Source organism: Chryseobacterium sp. AG844, from assembly GCF_003182335.1.
In the GTDB taxonomy this organism is placed as follows: Bacteria; Bacteroidota; Bacteroidia; order Flavobacteriales; family Weeksellaceae; genus Chryseobacterium; species Chryseobacterium cupriresistens.
In genome coordinates this window covers 92,613-111,150 of sequence record NZ_QGTV01000014.1, presented here as the reverse complement: position 1 = coordinate 111,150, position 18,538 = coordinate 92,613, and the positions used below count along the sequence as shown (strand labels likewise).

The 18,538-nt window shown below is 35.1% G+C and carries 15 protein-coding genes; 6 read left to right on the top strand and 9 right to left on the bottom strand.

Going from position 1 to position 18,538, the window contains the following annotated elements; genetic code table 11:
* Position 1: 1 nt before the first annotated feature.
* Positions 2 to 799 carry a hypothetical protein gene (locus tag DEU40_RS14645; RefSeq protein ID WP_181397975.1) on the top strand — a complete coding sequence of 266 codons (798 nt, stop codon included), beginning with the start codon at positions 2 to 4 and terminating at the stop codon, positions 797 to 799.
* A gap of 43 nt (positions 800 to 842) precedes the next feature.
* The gene (locus DEU40_RS14640) at positions 843 to 1,106 is read left to right on the top strand and encodes a heme oxygenase (RefSeq protein WP_110010511.1); all 264 of its coding nucleotides are present in this window, start codon (positions 843 to 845) and stop codon (positions 1,104 to 1,106) included.
* Positions 1,107 to 2,406: 1,300 nt separating this feature from the next.
* Here DEU40_RS14640 and DEU40_RS14635 read toward each other — a convergent pair.
* The 6 genes from DEU40_RS14635 to DEU40_RS14610 form a co-directional block, all read right to left on the bottom strand.
* Complete coding sequence (locus DEU40_RS14635; RefSeq protein ID WP_110010510.1) at positions 2,407 to 3,189, bottom strand: hypothetical protein; 783 nt, start codon at positions 3,187 to 3,189, stop codon at positions 2,407 to 2,409.
* 254 nt (positions 3,190 to 3,443) lie between these two features.
* Positions 3,444 to 4,256 carry a hypothetical protein gene (locus DEU40_RS14630; protein WP_110010509.1) on the bottom strand — a complete coding sequence of 271 codons (813 nt, stop codon included), beginning with the start codon at positions 4,254 to 4,256 and terminating at the stop codon, positions 3,444 to 3,446.
* A 5-nt stretch (positions 4,257 to 4,261) separates the two neighbouring features.
* Positions 4,262 to 5,026: a hypothetical protein gene (locus DEU40_RS14625; RefSeq protein ID WP_146207864.1), complete on the bottom strand. Its 765-nt coding sequence runs from the start codon at positions 5,024 to 5,026 to the stop codon at positions 4,262 to 4,264.
* A gap of 11 nt (positions 5,027 to 5,037) precedes the next feature.
* Positions 5,038 to 5,745, bottom strand: a complete 708-nt coding sequence (locus DEU40_RS14620) for a hypothetical protein (RefSeq protein WP_146207863.1) — start codon at positions 5,743 to 5,745, stop codon at positions 5,038 to 5,040.
* A gap of 870 nt (positions 5,746 to 6,615) precedes the next feature.
* Complete coding sequence (locus tag DEU40_RS14615; RefSeq protein ID WP_181397974.1) at positions 6,616 to 8,235, bottom strand: tetratricopeptide repeat protein; 1,620 nt, start codon at positions 8,233 to 8,235, stop codon at positions 6,616 to 6,618.
* A gap of 1,207 nt (positions 8,236 to 9,442) precedes the next feature.
* Positions 9,443 to 9,787: a winged helix-turn-helix transcriptional regulator gene (locus tag DEU40_RS14610; RefSeq protein WP_228406526.1), complete on the bottom strand. Its 345-nt coding sequence runs from the start codon at positions 9,785 to 9,787 to the stop codon at positions 9,443 to 9,445.
* A 75-nt stretch (positions 9,788 to 9,862) separates the two neighbouring features.
* Between DEU40_RS14610 and DEU40_RS14605 the strand changes: the two genes are divergently transcribed.
* The 3 genes from DEU40_RS14605 (at position 9,863) to DEU40_RS14595 (ending at position 11,964) form a co-directional block, all read left to right on the top strand.
* Positions 9,863 to 10,726 (top strand): SDR family oxidoreductase, encoded by an 864-nt coding sequence (locus tag DEU40_RS14605; RefSeq protein ID WP_228406525.1) that lies wholly within the window; start codon positions 9,863 to 9,865, stop codon positions 10,724 to 10,726.
* Between the two features lie 20 nt (positions 10,727 to 10,746).
* Positions 10,747 to 11,064, top strand: a complete 318-nt coding sequence (locus DEU40_RS14600) for a hypothetical protein (protein ID WP_110010503.1) — start codon at positions 10,747 to 10,749, stop codon at positions 11,062 to 11,064.
* Positions 11,065 to 11,280: 216 nt separating this feature from the next.
* Complete coding sequence (locus tag DEU40_RS14595) at positions 11,281 to 11,964, top strand: hypothetical protein (RefSeq protein WP_110010502.1); 684 nt, start codon at positions 11,281 to 11,283, stop codon at positions 11,962 to 11,964.
* Between the two features lie 131 nt (positions 11,965 to 12,095).
* Here DEU40_RS14595 and DEU40_RS14590 read toward each other — a convergent pair whose 3' ends face one another.
* From DEU40_RS14590 to DEU40_RS14580, 3 genes are all read right to left on the bottom strand, one after another.
* The gene (locus tag DEU40_RS14590; protein WP_110010501.1) at positions 12,096 to 12,614 is read right to left on the bottom strand and encodes a DUF2911 domain-containing protein; all 519 of its coding nucleotides are present in this window, start codon (positions 12,612 to 12,614) and stop codon (positions 12,096 to 12,098) included.
* A 35-nt stretch (positions 12,615 to 12,649) separates the two neighbouring features.
* Complete coding sequence (locus DEU40_RS14585) at positions 12,650 to 14,341, bottom strand: sodium:solute symporter (protein ID WP_110010500.1); 1,692 nt, start codon at positions 14,339 to 14,341, stop codon at positions 12,650 to 12,652.
* Between the two features lie 100 nt (positions 14,342 to 14,441).
* On the bottom strand, positions 14,442 to 16,946 hold the full coding sequence (locus DEU40_RS14580) for a PIG-L family deacetylase (protein ID WP_110010499.1): 2,505 nt from the start codon (positions 16,944 to 16,946) through the stop codon (positions 14,442 to 14,444).
* 370 nt (positions 16,947 to 17,316) lie between these two features.
* Here DEU40_RS14580 and DEU40_RS14575 point away from each other — a divergent pair, with 370 nt between their 5' ends.
* Positions 17,317 to 18,534 (top strand): hypothetical protein, encoded by a 1,218-nt coding sequence (locus tag DEU40_RS14575; protein WP_110010498.1) that lies wholly within the window; start codon positions 17,317 to 17,319, stop codon positions 18,532 to 18,534.
* Positions 18,535 to 18,538: the final 4 nt, after the last annotated feature.

Here is an 18,538-nt window from a genome sequence, read left to right as displayed (position 1 = left end):
AATGAAAAAGTTAATCAAGCATCCAAAGAGCAAATCGGGTCTCAGAAATAAAAAAAATATTTCAAGAAGAGCCTATTATTCCCAGTTTACCTCTCTGTTCTATCTGCGAAATACCAACATCACCTTAGAAAGAGACGCTAAAGAAATTCTTAGAATGTTAAAAGAATTACAGCAGCTTATTAACAAATCAAGATTGATATTTAGCACATATTGCAGCTTAAGCCAGCATAACCTGTGGCAGTCTGTTTTAGAAGACCTGAGTGAGAACATAAAGAATATTAGAATCCAGTTTGAATATATACTGGGAAATATTATTAAAAAAAATAAAATCAATTCACTCATATTCTGGCAGCAAAACAAATTCTACACAGATGAAATGGAAGTAATCCATAAAAAACTTATTCTGTTGACTATTCAGATTTTACCGGAAGAAGAAAGATTATCTTGGAAGGTAAATATTTATAATTTTTATAATGAAATTTTTTCTTTACTTACTCCACTTATCGGGATGTGCAGGCTTGAATTAGACTTTATAGAAAAATATTCACCTAAAACCTTTAACCAAAATGTTATGGATATTATTAAAGATATTCCAGAAAATTACACATTACAGGAAGCAAAGGAATATGAACATGAATACATAAAAATATTAACTAACTACAGTCATGAATTATGTAGGAAAAATAATTTTTGGGGCAGCCTATTGTATATCCTTTCAGGCGGCTTGTACCCATTACCATCAGAACGTACTTTAACTAAAAAAAGGATCTACAGAAAAATAAAAGATAAACTTTCTTGACAAAGCATCAACCTAAATTTTCCATCCTATTAAATAGTTTATAATGAAAACAATACATCTCTTTCGGTTTAACGATTCTATTTTCCGTAAAATTCCTTTCTTCAAAGAAGAAAATAGGCTGAAAACCGATGTAACAGAAATTGATTTAATGAATATTGAAATAGTAACTGAATATATTGTGAAAACGCATGATGACTTTAGTTTCGACAACACATCAGTAAATGATCTTTTATCGATGTGCAAGAAAGCTCAAAAAATAATTGAACATTACTTTGTTTTGGGAGTGAATGATTATGATGTTATTTGACAATTACTAATCAGACCCTATTCAGATAAGGAAATAAATGGAATTAATCCAATATACTATCATTACTATTATTTTTTTGGTAGTGTCTCATTAACTGTGTAAGTTAAAAAGTTATTCTGGAAAATTTTGAGTCCCTTAGAGCTCAAAAAATTTTACGGAAATAACTTTTTATTATTTTTTAACCATTACATAGTTATGATAGACAAAGAAGACTTATTAAACGATAAGGATTTCTATAGATCCTTTTTAAATTTCCCACCAAATGTTTCGAGATCTCTTCGTTTATGGGTACAAGAACGAACAGCCAAATAGACAGTTATTATTCCAACAGTAATTTCTACAAGTGTTGAAAACTTAATTGCATTAAACAAAAGTCTAATAGAATTTGTATGATAAATTGGGGAGACATAATTCATTTTTAATTTTGCTTAATCGAACCAAATCATCGATAAAAGTGTTTGAAGATACGCTCGTCTTGGTCACAAGACCGACATTTGAAGATTTCATTCTTTGATGTCGGTTTTTTTTATTCCTAATCCGTTGTTATACTGGTGTATACACTGAGCAACGATATTCATTTTAGGTGTTTGAAAACTTTTTCCGTCAAATTCTACTTTTTGGGGAAATATCAAACACACTATAGTTCCCATTGTAAATTCTGATTATTAAAGATCAATAATTCAAAAGATAAAAACGAAGTCAAAAAAGATTATAATATTGGCTTTACTAATAAGCCGGCAGCCTATTTATCAAAGCAATAAACGATTTTTAATTACTTAACGGAATATTAAAGCAATATTTGCAGATCATATGTTTGAATATTTTATTATAAAAAAATAGATTGTCCAAAAGAACAATCTATTCAATATATAGCATTACTGTGTTTGTAGATCAGGTTGCAACTAATTAAAAAAAGCATTTACAAGCTTTATGAAAGAATCCTAATTTCTACAATCCAGTGACACTGAATAATAACTTTAGCCCAGACTATTATATAGGTAAATGAGTATCCTCAGAAGGCCGTAACTAGAGTATTATGTAACTTAGAAACACTACCAAATTAAATGGATTGCCAGCGTTTAAAGAAACCATTCCGGTTACAATAGCTGAATATTGTAATTTCACATGTACAGGAAGTATTTATTTCAACTTGTGCATGTACTATGCAGTTTAAAAACAAAACAACAATAGGTAATTTTTTTTCATTCTAGTGTTTATTTGTAATGTAAATGATATGAAATTAAAATCAATAATATTTATTAGGCATTATATTTCGTATTTTTTTATTTTTTTACTAAAACTAATTTACTCTTTCTAATGATAAACGTACTACTCTGAAAGAAGTAGGAGTACCGGAAGCAAGATAGGTAAATCCTCTCATTTGAATCTGATCTCCAGGTACTAAATCTACTATTACACTCCAGGTATTGGAAACGGTTTCATTTGCATAATTTGTTCCTGCCCCTCCAGGTACTGCGGTCGTGGAACGATTGCCTATCTGAACGCCGTTCTTAGTTGGAAAAGCCATGAAAGAATAAGTGGTGGGAACATTCCCATTTATTAACAGCCCTGCAGTATATGAGATTATATATGTTCCCCCTTGATTAGCAGGAACAGTAAGTGTGGTATTATTTGTTCTCCATGATGAAAGATTACCACTTCCCTGACTTATATCAAAGGTAGTAATAACATTGTCAACAGTCCATGGAACACTATTACCATATACTAATGCACTATATCCTAGTAGTGTACCACCAGAAGCCGGGGTAACAAGGGATTTCCATATAGTGCCATCAAAAAAGTAATATCCTACAGCTGTTACATTGATTGTTTTCGCCGAAGGTGAATTTGTTGCTGCTGTAACATAAACAATAGAACCTGTTTGATTAGTTGAATAAACGTTATCTTTTGCTTTTAACTGATCTCCTGTTAATCTGGGAGGTATAAAACCATCTGTTACGGTTGGACTTGCGGCTTGTCCTTCCACATCTAATGTAGCTTTAGGTATTGGAGTATTAATACCTACTTGAGATTTGTAAAATCCAAGAATCAGGATTGTACAGAATAAGAATAAATTTTTCATGTGTTTAAATAAATTTTACGTGTTTTATCGATGCATAGGCATTATGAAATAACCTCTAAAGAAATTTTTGGCGGTAATATGAAAGTTAAGAACACTATTTTTATCTATATTGAATCCCGTGTTATATAATGGTTCCGTTTACCAGTAAGATTTGACCAAAATAAAAAGCAGAAATCAAAGCAGTTTACCAATAATTGTATTTTTTTATTGTGTATTTTTTATTATCCAGCTTTTACACTTTATTAATATTTTTTTTAAAAATTGCCCATATAGCGCAACGTAAGATTAGAAAGCGTACCATTGGGGGTGATTGTAGCAGCATCTGTAAAAGTAGGGTCTTTATAATATCTGTTTATGGAAAATCGGATCCTGTCATTTACATTTAAAGTCACAAACCCAGAAATAGCTGTGTTGCTGTCAAGAATATTTTGACCGCTAGGAAACCCATATGCAGTACGCAGATTAGGTACAGGTTCTACACCATTGACCAAAATGATTCCTTCATAAGCATCTCTGGCTGGATTATTACCATTTGTGACATTGTGAAGAGAAATTACGCCCTGAACATGATAAGTACCTGCTTTTTGCACAACCAGTTCTCCAGCTGTATTGACTGAAAAGTTACCAGTATCATTAGCAATAAGTGTAGTACTATCAAAACCAAGAGTTCTTAAGTTGGTTGAAACAGAAGTTAAAGGACCTTCATCAAATACATTTTTACAACTTACATAAGTAATGGTTTTGTCCTTGGTCATTTTATTCATAGAAAAAAAGGGAATCCATGTATTACTTGTATTGTTCCACCAATAGAACCCTCTTTCAATAGCCACAGTGAGAGGATCTTCGAAGTCAAGGAAAACCAATAATCCATGCTGCTTGGCACTTGTTACATTCAGTGATGTTACCCTTGGTATAATTACTCCTTCGTTACTCTGCGGATTATCTTTATCAATTGTTTTAACTTCTAAAGTGGTTTTAGGAGCATTAGTATTGATGCCAACCTGAGAACTTAAAAAGCCAAAACAAAAGATGTTACCAAGTATAAGTAAAGTTGATATATTTTTCATAATTATTAATCCAGATAAGATAAGGTTAGTGTATAAACAGACTCTGGCCCAACTTCCGTAGTACATGAATTGATTCTCCGTGTCTGTACCGATATTCTCTGCCCTTTAGTTAATGTTATAATATTCGAAATCGTATGATTGGTACTTCTTTTAGCATTATCTGCCGCCGGTAAAGGTGATTTGGCTATAAGTACAGGAGTAGCCGCATTGTCTATAAAGATTCCCACTTCTGTTACCGTTGCCCCGGTATCACCTGTATTTTTGTATACACCACCGGTAAAAAACACTGAATAATTTCCAGTTCTCCCTACAACTACATCACCATTCTGTAATGTGTAATTTGCATCCGGAGCTTTCAAACCTGTAAAGGGGGTTTTAAACCAAACATTAGTATTTGTGTTACTATTGGAAATTACAGGAAATCCATTTCCTGAAGCAATCGTCTTAAATAGATTCTTTCCTAAAATCTTAGTCTGGAATATATACTGCCATAATTTTTTGGAATCATCCCAGAAATAGTATCCCTCAAAACCTGCCGTACTAGCGTTATCCAAAAAAACCAGCATTCCATTCTGAATCTGAGCAGGATCCACAGATGAAAATCGACTTACAGTTGGGAATAACATACCTGCAGAGTTTTCCGGAGTATCAGTATTTTTTGCCTGTATATCCAGCAGAGCCTGCGGAGCACTGGTGTTTATACCTATCCCATTCTGAGCAGACAAACATTCTACAGCAAGCATTAAGAAAAATAAAGTTATCTTTTTCATTACATTAAAGATTAATCATTCAGATATGTCATTGTAATACAGTTGGTTCCATAACCTGTGTATGATGTACTTCCCGTCTCAGTAGTTTTTTGTACTGTCACTATTATAACATCATTCTGAGCCAGATTTAAAATTCCACTAAGCGCCACGCTGGTTGCTGTTGTACCTTCATTAGTTATCGAATTGGAAGTTGTCAAAACTGTTAATCCGTTCTTTTTTATTCTATAAGTATAAATTGCTCTATTCTCATTAACTGTACCGACGTTTTTTTTTAATGCTGAATTAAAACTGACCAGATAGGTTCCGCTTTTTCCTACAGTAATCTGATTACCCGAAACAGAAAAACCTGTGGTATTATATGCCTTTAATGTATTAAATAATACATTATTCTCTGTATTTCCGGAAGCAGAATAACCAACTCCTGTTACTGCATAAATACTATCATCATACAGCCGGTTATAACTACTAAGAAAGGAAACCCAGCTTATGCCATCCCAATAATAAAAACCATCCGGAAGTGTAGCGTTCTGAAATAAAAAAATAGTATGCCCCTTCGACTGAGCAATAGGAAATGATTTTACTCTGGGAATCAAGATCCCATCCATCCCCGTAGGAGCCGAAATACTTGTCGGCTCCATATGAAGGCTTGCAATGGGAGAAGTTGTTCTAATCCCCACTTGAGCTAGGTGGAACATTGGAACTAATATAGCTCCATACATAATAAATTTTTTTTGCATGTGTATGTTTTTAGAATTGTGTTTTACCTTTAATTATACCTTACTAAGAAGGATATAATTATAATTTTTCATCTTAAACTGTATTCGTAACCGTGCAAATAATTACAGTGTTACTTAATGCAAATCACATGAAATTACTTTATATATGCAAAAAAAGCCAGGTACCAACGAAGTACTTAACATTACAAAACACTGATAATCAAACACAAAACCTTTTATTCTAATTTTCCCGAACCATAGAGTTGAATCATCCTCATCAGGAACTTTAATCCTCTTTCTTAAATTATTTTTTTGTTCCTGATGATCTGTACTGCTCTAAATATATGCTTGCTATATATTTCGTTGTAAAGCTTGAAAAATATATGCACAGAAGATAAGTTAAGAAACTTTAAGATTGGCATGTAGTTCCAGGGTCTTTTTCCGAAAGTCGGGAACTGTTCCTAACAAAGCACCCAAAATTCTGGACTGTTATTCTTTGCAAGTTGAATATCTGGTTCCAACTCGTGCCAATAGACAGCTTAATAGTACTACTTCAAGACAATATTCATTACGATACAATATAAAGTCGCTGATATAATCTTTATATATTGTATCTCTATACTTTTATCTTGCTGTAATCATAAGTTTTACTAAGACCAGAATATCCGTTATTTTTCATTTGCGCTTTTTTATATGAAAGAATCTAAAGCTCCAAGTTTTAAAGGGACGAAGCAAAACAATTCATCGATTAAATCAAAAGAAATAAGGCACCCACAAAGTACCTTAATAAAATTAGCGTAGAAAATATATTATCAGAAAACACTATTTAACCCAAGAGTCATATTCTCTTTTCAGAAGTATTTGAAATCCTTTCTAAATATTAATTTCTTTATCCGTCTTATTTCTTATCCAAACTACTATATCTTCCTGTGCAGGGATATTTAATCTTTTTCTTAGATTATATTTATTATTTTTTATCGTCTGGACAGCCTTAAAGGTATAATTAGCAATATCTTTTGTATTAAACCCTAAATAAATATAAGCCGATAAGACGAGTTCGGAAACTTTTAAAGTAGGATTAATACTGAGAATTTTACTACGAAAATCAGGATATACTTCTTGAAAACGTCCCCAGAATTCGGGATGGTTTTCTTTTGCCAATTGTATTATTTCATCAAAAGTTTCATTTACTTTTTGCTCTAATACTTTCACCTGTAAATCTTTTTGCCAAATAGTTGTTGTACTCTCTTTCAACAACAGATCCTTTTTCTGTATTTTGTTGTAATATCCAAAGCATCGTAAAACTATTAGAATAGTTATCCCTGAAAATAATCCTGTAATTATGTAATACCATTTCTTATTCGAATCTTGGATCTGTTTCTTTTCATCATCTATGATTTTTTTTCCAGAGGTCTGTAAAGCAATCAAATTACCTTTCTCAAAGCTATCCCTAATTTTTGTATATTTTTTCAGATATTCATTGGCTTTATAAAGATTATTCTGAAGATTATATATTTCAGCTATTTCTTTGTAATTCTTCATCATGTTTTTGGGTCTGTTCATCTTAATTGATAAAGCGAGAGATTTTTCGTAGAACTCCAAAGCCTTATTGTAGTTTTTTATACTTTCATAATACTGTCCGGACATATAATTAAATACCAAAAAGTCAAATGTCTCCGTAGAGTTTTTAAGTAAACCTTCAGCCTCGTCAAGATAAAATTTTGCAGAATCAGAATTTTTCTTATTTTCGAGAAAATAGCTTGTAAGATTAGTTGCTTCCACTACTCTTGGTAAAATTTTATAAGCTTTGTGTATATAATAGTACATGGAATCATTATATTCAATCAGTCCGAAGTTTATAGCTTTACACCCATAAATATAATGAAGACGTTTTCTCTTTCGCTGTTTATCTTTTATTTTCACAGCTTCTTGAAGTGCTTTATCAAAGCTTTCGTTGGATTTTGCTATTAATCCTAATTCCTGGTAGTTTTTTCCGTAAGCAGCAAAAAATGCTGAGAGTAATGCAGGATCGTCTTCAAATGTATTATACAAAGCTTCCGCCTTTTGCAGGTATAGCTGTTCTTCATTGTACTTTCCCAAGGAATGAAGAAAATTTACCATATGAATATATCCTCTTGCCTTGCCTTTTGTATAATTTATTTCCTCTGACAATTCTATTGACTTTTTAGTTTGTTCAATCCCATCATGAATTCTGCCTTTCTGAATGTATTGGCTTCCTATTTTGTTTTGTAAACGGTCTATTTGTTCAGGAGACCATTTCTGAGTATAGAATATACCGGACAAAAACAAAAAAAAGATTAATAATATCCTCTTCACTGCCAGGAATAATATACCCTTCTTATTTTCCTGAAAAGAAATACTTTTTGCCCCTACATCCATTGAAACATATAAATTATTATTAATTACACCTATCCCTTCCTGCGCGAAAATAATTTTGATAAGGGATAAAAAAAATAAAGTTATCTTTTGCATAGACATAATTATAATTTACTACAGTTGGTCAGCTTCTGATTTGTATAAAGTCCTTACTGCTATAGTTCCTTTTATAGTAGCTTAGGAAGTATCATTACATTTAACTGGGCAATTAGAAGAGTTTCAATCCAAATTCATTGAAGATAAAACACTTGTTTTCTAAAATAACCTTTACAAAACCACAAAAGGTTTCATTTTAAAACACTTGAGTTCACTTAAGTAAGCTTAAAATAAAAATGCATAAAAGTGCACATAAAATGAAAACCAAAGATTTTCACAAAATTTAAGTGTACTTATTATACATAAAATCTGACTCTTAAAACGTAAGTATTTAAAACCTTTGTGTCTTTTGTAATTAAAAATAATGAATATAAAACTTTAACCAGCTTCATCATTAACAGAATCTAACAACCCTGCTACATATATTAGAAAATAATCAAAATTTTAAAAAAGTCAACAAAAAACTCACACATTCAAAAATAATAAAATAATCCAAAAATACAATTAAATAAATGTTAAATGATAAAAAATAATAAATAATATTTAAAAAAAACAACAACATAATAGATAATTACACAAAACAAAGCAAGCGCAAAAATTAACACAATCATCAAATTATCAGCTCTTTATTATAAAAAAAACAACTAAATACATCTAAAATTGAGACAATTTATTTGAAATAACTAATGCAATTGTACTAAAGCAATGGACTGATAATTAAATAATCCGACTCTTATCTGTTCGATACATACCTTGAATTCGTTAAATAATACTCTTTGGATATTTATTCAAGTTCTATATAAGATTTACAAAAACCACCTGAAGACTAGCCGTACTTAGTTTGCCAGTTTTAGGTTCTTATAATTAAATTGCAGAAGTTTTATTTTAAGGAAAACGACGTTATAAAAATGAACTTTTCAGTTCTTACTTAATTTGGTTTAAACGAACTCAATCACCTTATAAGTGTTCAAAGATAATCCTGTTGGGGTCATAAAGATTAAAACAGCTTCAACTTAATCCAAATTGAGCCATTTTTATTTCAGACTATTCGTTTAAAACTTTTAGTATATTTAATCATGATTGTATAAATATTTTGAAGGGGCTAAATAATAATTGATGAAATTAATTCGTGTAATTAAAAGAACAATTAATCGCATTTTATTTATAAATTGATAGAAGTAGTAACAAAAATTTTTAAATCTTCATTTTAACCCTTCTCACCCATCCTGTTCAAAATCACTCTTCTCAGCCTCTCTTCATTTTCATCACCCCAATATCCTAGTGCAGAAATTATCGGAATCAATGTCTTTCCAAAATCTGTGAGAGAATATTCAACTTTTGGTGGAACCTGAGCATAAATTTTCTTTGTAACAAGTTCGTGCTCTTCAAGTTCTTTTAACTGGATATTTAAAACGCGTCTCGAAGCATCCGGAATTTTACGCTGTAATTCACTTGGGCGCAGATGACCCTCATTGATAAACCACAGCAGACGGATTTTCCATTTACCGTAAAGGACTTCACCGATAAGGTCAAGACCGCAGTTTAAATTCAAGGGTATTTTTCTTTCATGCATACACAAATTTAATCCAATGTGCCAAATTGCACAATAGGGGAAAAAATTATCCCTATGCAATTCAATTTTCCGTTATTGCCTGAAAAAGTGATACTTCGGAAATTTGTATCAAAGAATTTAACAATGGAAAATCTATTTAATTACAACAACGAACTTCAAGGTAAAATTGCCCTAGTAACAGGCGGAACAAAAGGAACCGGTAAAGCAATAGCAGAAAGACTGCTGCAAGCTGGTGCAACGGTTATAATAACTGCGAGAAACGCGCCTGAAAAAGAAAACAGCAACCTGCATTTCATTCCTGCCGATTTGAGTAAAGCAGAAGGAACACAAAAAGTCATCAGCGAAGTGCTGTCGGCTTATGGGAGACTGGACATTCTTGTGAACAACCTGGGTTCTTCATCAACACCCGCTGGTGGATTTGCAGCATTAACCGATGAAGATTGGGAATCAACCTTACAAGCTAATTTGCTTGCTCCGGTTCGACTGGACAGAGGGTTTTTACCACAAATGATAGAGCGAAAAAATGGTGTAATTATTCACATCGCTTCCATCCAGGGTAAATTACCCCTTTATGATTCAACCTTACCTTATGCAGCTTCAAAAGCAGGACTGAGAAACTATAGTAAAAGTTTATCGAACGAAGTTACCCCAAAAGGTGTTCGGGTACTGGCTGTTTCACCAGGGTGGATCAATACAACAGCTTCGGAAGCCTGGCTGGGTGAAATTGCGAGAAACGCAAACAGTACTATAGAAGAAGCGCAAAACAGCGTTATGGATGCATTGGGCGGAATACCTTTCGGAAGACCTGCCGAACCGAAAGAAGTAGCTGAATTAGTTGGTTTTCTTGTTTCACCAAGAGCCAGTTATTTAACCGGAACTGAATTTATAATCGATGGCGGTACAGTGCCAACCATTTAATCATCTTAAAATACCATACAATGAATTTACCAAACATTATTTCAGAATTGGTGAAAGCCCAAAACGAATTTAACAGTGCAGCCTATGCAAATTGTTTTGCTGAAAATGCGGAGGTATTTGATGAAGGCAAAACCCATAACGGAAAAGCAGAAATTGAAAGCTGGATTGACAAAGCCAACAAAGATTACAAAGCCAGTATGAAACCATTAGATTATAACGAAAGTGAAAACATCTTATCGGCGGAAGCTTCGGGAACATTTCCGGGCAGCCCAATTGTTTTAAAATATCATTTTCAATTGTCTCACGGACTCATTCAATCTCTGAAAATAACGGGTTAATATTTCAATAAGCCTAAATGTACTGGATTATGCTATAAAGTTATATATTTCAATGATTTACAGATGATTACTAGAGTCCCTTTGAAACGTAAGCACAGCTTTCATTAAAATCTACTTTTGACCGTTTCGTTTACAGTTGATATACTCTAATTTCGATGTAGGTAACTCAATTATTATTTTCTTCCCTATATTTATTGTTTATTCAATCAAAATCAAATGAATTTAGACTTTGAAACATTTAAAAAAGACATCAATTGGTTTATCAGGCCAAATGATCTTGTTACATTGTATGATACAGAATCAGTTCTGAATCTTTCCGATAATTTTACATCAACATTCCCTAAATTATCTCAACTTATTCAAAGGGCCAGAAAGCTGGAATTTAGTGTAAACAATAATCCCTACCGATTGTTCTCATGGACCAATAAGTACAATAAAAGCTGTGGCTGGTTAACCAAAATTGAGTTAGAAGATACGGATAACATTGTGTTAGCAAAAGAACATGAATTATTACTTAAAGAGATAGGCGGGATTTCAGAATCTTATCATCAGCCCGAACCGGCCCTGACTAATAATCAGGACTATTTATTCTTAAAATCTGCCTGCATAACGGGAATCGGCGAATGGGAAGAATATTATGAAAATCTTTGTGAAGAAGAACACAAACAACCGATACAATATAATGACTTCATTTGCTTTGCCCTGGAAGCTAATGGCAATATGACAATGTATGAAAAGAATTCAGGGAAGGTACTTTTATTTGCACATGATCATTGGTTTGAGAATGTTGATCCCCTTGAAGATCAGCCTGAATACACTTTTTACACAATACAAGATGTTGACAATTTTGTAGATTATGTTGAAAAGATGGCTGAGGAATGGTCAGAGGCTGTATTATAATGTAATTGAGACTGTTCTACATTTTAAAACTTAAACAGGAAATGATTAGAACTGCAACAGCAGCCTTATACAATATCAAAATTGTAAACAAAAAATCCCGGATAAACCGGGATTTTAATTTGTAATTCAAATTATTTTATCTCTACAGGAACTGAGATTTTGTCCCAATCCATTGTGAATCCGTTACTGTTTATTTTATAAACTAAAGTTTCCTGTGTTGCTGGCAAAGCCTTTGTTTTTACGTCAACACGTAAAGCATCTTTAGCTTGTTCATATTTATAAGCACCCCATTGTTTTGGTTCTTTGTTAAAAATGGCTGTCCAGGTTCCGCTTTGTTTAGGGATTAAGAAAAAGCTGTATTTACCTGCAGGCAGTTTTTTACCCTGAACGGTAATATCTTTATCCGTTTCAAAAGTAGTGGCTTCATTGGCTCCCGCCCGCCAAACTTTATCATAAGCTTCCAGACCGCCCCAAATTGTACGTCCTTTCACAGAAGGGCTGCTATAGTTTATTGTAATGTTGGCATCTTTAATTTTTCCTGTAGCCGTAGCAGGAGGGCTGGCAGGTTTTTTAGCCTCCTGTGCAAAGGCATTCATTGAGATCGTCATCGTAGCAACAAGTACAGTTGCAGATTTAAGAATCGTTTTCATAATATTTTTATTTGTTTGTTTTTAATATTGTTCGTTTACGAATTTACTGTTTTCTGCTTATAAAACAGCAAACCGATTGCAGAAAATATAATGACTGCTGCTGCCCCGATTACATTAAGCCAGAGGAAAGAAACGATATCGAACTGATACACGGCAATAACCGTAATTTCCGATAAAATGGCAGCAATAAATACATTCGGACCGTTGATCTTTTTATAGTAAAATGCAACAAGGAAAATCCCCAATATAGGTCCGTAGAAAAGAGAGCCTAATACGTTAACCGCTTCAATAAGTGAACCCATCTGAGTGGCAAACATAGCTACACCGATTGAAAAAATACCCCAGGCTAAAGTATGCAGGCGGCTGTATTTCAATTCGGTTTTATCATCAGGAATTTCTTTGCTGTATAGTAAATGAACATCTTTTAATGAGCAGGCGGCAAGGGAATTCAGTGCTGCCGAAATGGAACCCCAGCTGGCCAGAAAAATGACGGCAAAAAGCAGCCCGATCATTCCTGCAGGCAGTGTATTTTTCACGAAATACAGGAAAATATAATTCGTGTCCGTTTTCTCCGCATTATAATTTGAATTATTAATAGCTTCCTCTACCCTTCCATGCAATGCTTTTACTTGCGATTGCGTATCTTTAAAATCCTGAATCGTTTTGGCAAGCTGAGGAGAATTTTGTTCTTTAAGCTTTAAAATTTCTTTCGATTCTGCATTAAATTTTATTTGTAAATCCTGATGCTCTTTTTCAAAAACTGCAGCCTGCTCAGGTTGTTTTTCCTTTAAATACTCATAGGAGCGTTCGTTAAAATAAATCGGAGCCGGTTTCAGAGAAAAGAATGCGAAAAGCAAAGCACCAATCAGGAGAATAGCAAACTGCATGGGAATTTTAACCAGTCCGTTCAACAGCAAGCCCATTTTTGCATTGGTATTATCTTTCGCAGTGATATATCTACCGACCTGGCTCTGGTCCGTACCGAAGTAAGAAAGCGCCAGAAAAAAACCGCCAATCAAGCCACTCCAGATATTGTATTTATCTTTCCAGTCGAATTCGGTGGTGATGACATTGAGTTTCCCGGATTTTCCCGTCAGATACAGCGCATCACTAAAACCAATTCCATCCGGCATATTCTGAATAAGGAGATACCCTGCAAAAGCCATCGTTCCCAGAATAATAAGAAACTGTAATTTCTGGGTATGAGCAATAGCTTTTGCCCCGCCAACATAGGTATAAATCAACAGAATACCACCTGTTAACACATTGGTTACATAAATATTCCAGTTTAAAACACTTGATAAGATGATACTCGGAGCATAAATGCTGATCCCCGTTGACAAACCCCTCGAAAAAAGAAAAAGCAATGAAGTGAGTACCCTTGTTTTTTTATCAAAACGGTTTTCTAAATATTCGTAGGCGGTGTAAACATTTAAGCGCTGAAATATCGGGATGAAAGTAATACAGATCACAATCATCGCCAAAGGCAAACCAAAATAATACTGCACAAAGCGCATTCCGTCTGTATAAGCCTGTCCCGGAGCTGAAAGAAATGTAATAGCACTCGCCTGGGTAGCCATAATACCGATCAGCACAATATACCAGGGCATTTTATTATCTGCTTTCAGGTAGGATTCGTTGCTTTTCTGGCCACGGCCGATGAATACGCCGTAAACCACCACTGCAACAAGTGTAATAACGAGAACGGTCCAATCTATAGTACTCATGCCCAGAATTTAGTAAACCAATAATAAAATGCAATCTGCAAGATTAATGCAGCTGTTAATAACAGATACCAGGTATTCCAATTTTTAAGTTTTTTGTTCATTAGTTTTTCTGTGCAGATAAAAAGTTTAAAAATAAACGTGCTGCTCCGGCATTTCCTGCAGGCAGCTGTCTGAAAAATGCCAGTGGCGTATAAATAAAATTACCTTTCCCGTACTTCGCGTATAAAGTTGAACCCTGAAGAGGCTCTTCATCTGCATCGTGCATTTCAAAAAGCGGTTCATACGCTGCATCCCATTGAGCGGGGAAATAGGCACCACGCTCCTGTACCCAGCCCTTAAAGTCATCAGCAGTGATTTTATTCGGAAAGTTCAGTAGTTTATGATTGGGATTTAAAAACTTTACCGCAGCATTTTCTTCCGTAACCCGTTTATTGGCAATAATGAAATTGTACATTCCCAATTGATCAACGGTGGTATCCTGGTTGGTGTTATACTGCATCACCAGATTACCTCCGGCTTTGGCATAAGACCATAAAAAAGGCATCCAGCGTCCCAGCTTTTTCTCCGTGTTGTTGGCACGGACACCAAGCACGATGGCATCATATTGCGACAGCTTGTTTTGACTGCCGTTTCCACCAGATTCATCTAAGTTACCATAAAAATCTCCGTCTTTAAGGATATCTACCTGAACTCCTGCAATGCGTAGAAATTCAGGAATGAAATCACCCGCACCTTGTACATACCCCACTTTTTTAACTTTGGCCTGAATATCACCTTTCATCACCGTCACAGTGGCAGGCTCAAAATATTGTAAGGAAGGTAAATGCGGATACTGAATTAACACCTGTTTTTTATGATAAGTGACTCCATCCGCAACATAATTGGCATCCAGTTGCAAACGGGTTGAGTTTATTGAGGCAAGCTTAGCTTTCGGAATAACATAATCAAAGGTAAAATCTTTCCCTTTTACAGAACTTACTTCAGCACTTCCTAATTTTTCTCCCTTATACATCAGATTCAGAATTCCTTTATTGAACGGTTTGTTGGAATTAACCTTAAAATTTATACTCAATCGTAGATCTTCATTTTCTTTGACCAGATAAAGCGGCTGTGTAAATTTCAGCTCCACAGCAGGAACAATACGCAAGGCTTCCACCACATCACCACGCACAGGGTCCAATTTCTTGAAAGATAAAGGAAGCTTAACCTGAAACTTTTCCGAACCGATTTTTAAACCGACCCAAACATTCAATGGTGATTCTACTTCAGGCAGACCAACTAAAGTTTCATCCGGAACAGCGAAAGTTGCTGCGTTCACAGGTGGTTTTGCCAACCAGTAAGGTTCTGTAACTGCTGCATCCGCAGGAATCTGAATATCATGCTGAATGGTAATTAAGGAATCTTTTGACAGTTCCCTGTTGAAACTTTCTGATTGACTTAACCATTTAACATTTTCTAAAATGACAGGACTTACAGTTCTTGAAATCAGATTTAACCTGAAATTATAATGATCTCCGGCAACCGCTTCAGCCTGATTGGTAACCACCTCGCCCATAAACCCGGCACAACTTAAAATAATGTTGTCAAGAGATTTAACTTTATCCTTTTTCTGGTCCGAATCCCGCAGCGCCATGACCTTTTTTCTTAATGCAAGCAAAGCAGGCAGGCTCTGATCGGGGTTATTGAAATTGAAAGCGGAAATAATCTGATCTAATGACTGGTCAATATCAGCATTTCCCTGTGAAGTCCAGGTTTTAGTAACTCCGTCAAAAAGGCTTGCTTTTGCAGGCTCACCGGCAACGTGGGCAAAATATTCTGTTCTGATGCCGGCTACAGACTGGGTTCCTGCACCCTGGCTTTTATGTAAACTTCTGCTTAATCCTGCCAGCTCCCCATAGCCCATTCCCAGTTGCGCATCATATTGCCCAACGGTAACTTTCAGTTGATTTTCAGCTGTAGTATTAACTCCTCCAAACCGGAAAGTATTCCACAATACACGTTTTGGCTGCCATGTATTCACATATTTCAGCTGATCCGGGAAAGCATTTTTATCACCTGCCAGCTTAAAAGCTTTTTCCGCTACCACAGCCGAAGCTGCATGTTGTCCGTGCCCTGCCGCAGCAGTAGGAGGAAAACGACAAATGATAATATCCGGACGGAATTTACGGATTACCCAGACTACATCTGCTGTAATACTGTCTGCATTCCATTGTTTAAAAGTGTCGGTCGTATTTTTAGAAAATCCGAAATCAATAGCACGGGTAAAAAACTGTTGGGCACCGTCTAACTTTCTTGCTTCCAAAAGCTCATGCGTTCTGATTAAACCCAATGCAGCACCCTGTTCCGTGCCTAATAAATTCTGACCGCCATCACCTCTGGTTAAAGATAAATACCCCGTTTCTACATTTTGACCATTGATTAACCAGGAAAGCAATCCTGTATTTTCATCATCGGGATGCGCCGCAAGATATAAAACTTTAGGCAGGTTTTTAAGGGTTTTGATTTCGCGGTAAATTTCAGATGATTTTGAAGGCCGGACCTGCTGGGCCGAACAAAAAACAGTATAAAATCCAAGGATAAATACAGTGCTTACTTTTTTGAACATTTGAATTTGCTTTGCAGGCAAATATAAGTAAATCATCCTTCTTTCAACATTAAAAGAATCAGACTGTGAATTTTACAGAAAGGTTTTTCAAAATTAACCACAAAGTCCCAAAAGTTTTTATTGCTTAAACACCTTTGGTATACTTCTATACACAAAGTAGATAGCTTAGCTTAAAAAGCTTTTGTGGCTTTTATTACTCGTAAAAAACAAAAATTAAACGGTTAAAAAAATGAAATTTTTATCTTAAAAAACATATCATAATGAAACTGAATATTACCAATTAGTTAATTTTTATCAATCACAAAGGTTTTTTTTTCATTTTTCACAAAAAAAAGAATTATATTTGGTACACACAAAATAACACCCTCATATGAAAACAAAATTTACACACCTCACTGCTATTCTTATTTCAGGAGTTTCCTTTTCCCAAGTAGGGATTAATACTGCCTCACCTAAAACAACATTGGATGTATCTGCTACAAGAGATACTTCGGGGCTGATTACGAATAACTCACAAACATTCGGATTACAGGCCCCAAGACTCACCAGAGCTGAGCTTACAGCCAATACCGCTACCTATGGTATCAATCAGACCGGCGCATTAATTTATATTACGGACGTCACCGGCGGAGATGCCACAGGGCAACGTATCAATGTTACTGCTATGGGCTATTATTATTTTGACGGAACAGTATGGCAAAGACTGACACAGGCTACCAATGCCGTAGCTCCGGCAATTTCTGCATTACAATGTACTACAGCTTACTTAAGTCCTTCTACTTATACTCCCGGTACTCCTTACACCGGAAACCTGAGGGTTACCTATAATGGAGGAAACGGCGGAGCATATAATTCAGGAACTCCTTTTACTATCAACGGATTGACTTTCCAGCTAAGACCCGGAACTTTAGAGTTTGGTGATGGCGAACTGGTATTCTCAGTAAGCGGAACTCCCACCACTGCTAATGACATGACTATCCCAATGACCAGCAGTACGGTTTCTTTCCTAACAGCAGCGCAAAACTGTACCGCTACAGTGGGAAATAGCAGCCGTGCAGACATTACTCCTGTTGCTGTGATGGGATATCCCACCCTAACAACCGATTCCAACGGGAAACAAGCCTATACTTTTCCTCTTGCTACCCCGGATGGTAAGTATTCTATCAGAGTAATATTTGACACCACCAGTGGTACAACTGCTGCAGTTCCAAATGTACAGTTATTTAATAATACAGGGGCTACCGTGAATCTATATTGGAATTACAATACCGAATATGGCGGTTATATTGGAGCAGCTCAAACTACCAACAATATTACTTCAGGAGTATGGGGCGGTATGGGAGATGCAACAGCTACCTGGTTTCCTCAAGGCACCGGAGCAGTAGGAAGCGCTTACTGGGGGAACGCAGGGATTATAGATGGTTCCAGTGGCGGACCTGAGCATAGAAGATATACCTGGATAGACAGCAACGCTTCTTCAAAAACTGCTTATACCGCAACCATTATGGCAGGAGCCCCCACCTCAGGGAGTGCCCAACCCAACCTTTCTAAAATTTACATAAAGATAGAGCAAGTAAAAGCTCAATAATATA

Bases quoted from the DNA above. Each gene is read 5' to 3' on its own strand.
- DEU40_RS14645 (WP_181397975.1), top strand. From the start codon at position 2: ATGAAAAAGTTAATCAAGCATCCAAAGAGCAAATCGGGTCTCAGAAAT.
- DEU40_RS14640 (WP_110010511.1), top strand. From the start codon at position 843: ATGAAAACAATACATCTCTTTCGGTTTAACGATTCTATTTTCCGTAAA.
- DEU40_RS14635 (WP_110010510.1), bottom strand. From the start codon at position 3,189: ATGAAAAATTTATTCTTATTCTGTACAATCCTGATTCTTGGATTTTAC.
- DEU40_RS14630 (WP_110010509.1), bottom strand. From the start codon at position 4,256: ATGAAAAATATATCAACTTTACTTATACTTGGTAACATCTTTTGTTTT.
- DEU40_RS14625 (WP_146207864.1), bottom strand. From the start codon at position 5,026: ATGAAAAAGATAACTTTATTTTTCTTAATGCTTGCTGTAGAATGTTTG.
- DEU40_RS14620 (WP_146207863.1), bottom strand. From the start codon at position 5,745: ATGTATGGAGCTATATTAGTTCCAATGTTCCACCTAGCTCAAGTGGGG.
- DEU40_RS14615 (WP_181397974.1), bottom strand. From the start codon at position 8,235: ATGCAAAAGATAACTTTATTTTTTTTATCCCTTATCAAAATTATTTTC.
- DEU40_RS14605 (WP_228406525.1), top strand. From the start codon at position 9,863: ATGCAATTCAATTTTCCGTTATTGCCTGAAAAAGTGATACTTCGGAAA.
- DEU40_RS14600 (WP_110010503.1), top strand. From the start codon at position 10,747: ATGAATTTACCAAACATTATTTCAGAATTGGTGAAAGCCCAAAACGAA.
- DEU40_RS14595 (WP_110010502.1), top strand. From the start codon at position 11,281: ATGAATTTAGACTTTGAAACATTTAAAAAAGACATCAATTGGTTTATC.
- DEU40_RS14590 (WP_110010501.1), bottom strand. From the start codon at position 12,614: ATGAAAACGATTCTTAAATCTGCAACTGTACTTGTTGCTACGATGACG.
- DEU40_RS14585 (WP_110010500.1), bottom strand. From the start codon at position 14,341: ATGAGTACTATAGATTGGACCGTTCTCGTTATTACACTTGTTGCAGTG.
- DEU40_RS14580 (WP_110010499.1), bottom strand. From the start codon at position 16,946: ATGTTCAAAAAAGTAAGCACTGTATTTATCCTTGGATTTTATACTGTT.
- DEU40_RS14575 (WP_110010498.1), top strand. From the start codon at position 17,317: ATGAAAACAAAATTTACACACCTCACTGCTATTCTTATTTCAGGAGTT.